Here is a 1,255-nt window from a genome sequence, read left to right as displayed (position 1 = left end):
GGCAGCTTCCGGCTGCACGCCCGGATCCGGTATATCTTCCGAATCAGCTCGATTGTGTCTTTGACTGCCCCCGCGCTCGTAAAAGGACCAAAATACTTATTTTTATCCTTTTTCATCTGGCGTGAAAACAAGATCCGCGGGTACTCCTCCGAAGCCGTCACCTTGATGTACGGGTACGTCTTGTCATCCTTGAGCATCGTATTATAGCGTGGGCGGTGCTCTTTGATCAGGTTGCACTCCAGCACCAGCGCTTCCAGCTCCGAATCCGTCACGATGTACTCAAAACGTGCTATCTTCGAGACCATCTGCTTGATCTTCGCCGTCTTATCCCGGCTGCTCTGGAAATATTGGCGGACTCGGTTTTTTAGGCTGATCGCCTTGCCGACATAGATGATCGCGTCCTTCGCATCGTGCATAATATAAACACCCGGCTGCCCCGGCAGTTTTTTCAGTTCTTCTTCTATTTGAAACATCTCAAACCATCCTGTTTTCTAACCTGCTGCCACCACGTTTTCTTACGGCACTTTCGGTTTCAAAAGTGCCTACCCGTGAACAGTTACCCAGACTCTTCTGCCAGACAGCCGCTCACTTTCCATACCGCAGGCGCGGTGCATCGTACCTCTGCTGCATCCGGATACACTGACGGATCGCGTCCAGCTCTTCCTCCACGCTTCCACCGACCGGATTCATATCCAGACAGAAGCAGAGACTGTCAAGATCCCGCTTGTCCACCTTGCCGCTCATTCTCTGGAGTACTTCCAGCCTGCCCTCGGTCGTTTCCTGATCCAGAAATTCTGCCACAAGCGGATGCAGCTCCGGTTCCTCCTGCGGTATGTCCCAGGAATGAGTGGCTGCGTCCGACATTTTCGAACGGCGTACACCTTCATTTACGACATGAGTCGTTCTGGTTGTCCTTATTTCCTGCTGTTTCGAATTTTCCCACGGACCCGCCGCAATCCGCTCAAACCGGTATCTCTGCGCCGCCTCCGGATATTTTACCCGATCTACCTCTTCCATAAACATAGAAAGCGGTCTAACCCAGACGCCATATTCTCCATAGAGCGCCTGATAGACAACCATCTTTTCCCCCGTTTCCGAGTGGGTCGCCACCGCCAGAATCTGATATTCTTTATTTTTAAAATGCCGGTACCGCTCGCCCGGCTTTGGAATTTCCCGCATGAATGCTGATACCTCCTTAAAACATCTCGCTAAGTGTTCACATTATATCACGATTCGCCGTTCGCCATAAATCTGC

At 51.6% G+C, this 1,255-nt stretch carries 2 protein-coding genes; both read right to left on the bottom strand.

Annotation, left to right across the window (positions count from 1 at the left end):
* The coding region (locus QVO97_RS05030) for a GIY-YIG nuclease family protein (RefSeq protein ID WP_288188994.1) at positions 1-473 on the bottom strand (473 nt) is incomplete at its 3' end.
* A 112-nt stretch (positions 474-585) separates the two neighbouring features.
* Positions 586-1,179 (bottom strand): DUF1653 domain-containing protein, encoded by a 594-nt coding sequence (locus QVO97_RS05025; RefSeq protein ID WP_022359296.1) that lies wholly within the window; start codon positions 1,177-1,179, stop codon positions 586-588.
* Positions 1,180-1,255 lie beyond the last annotated feature (76 nt).

The organism is Clostridium sp. CAG:43 (assembly GCF_000434655.1).
Lineage (GTDB): Bacteria > Bacillota > Clostridia > Lachnospirales > Lachnospiraceae > Otoolea > Otoolea fessa.
Note: the sequence above shows the minus strand (reverse complement) of the source record. Positions and strands in the feature narration are given on the sequence as shown.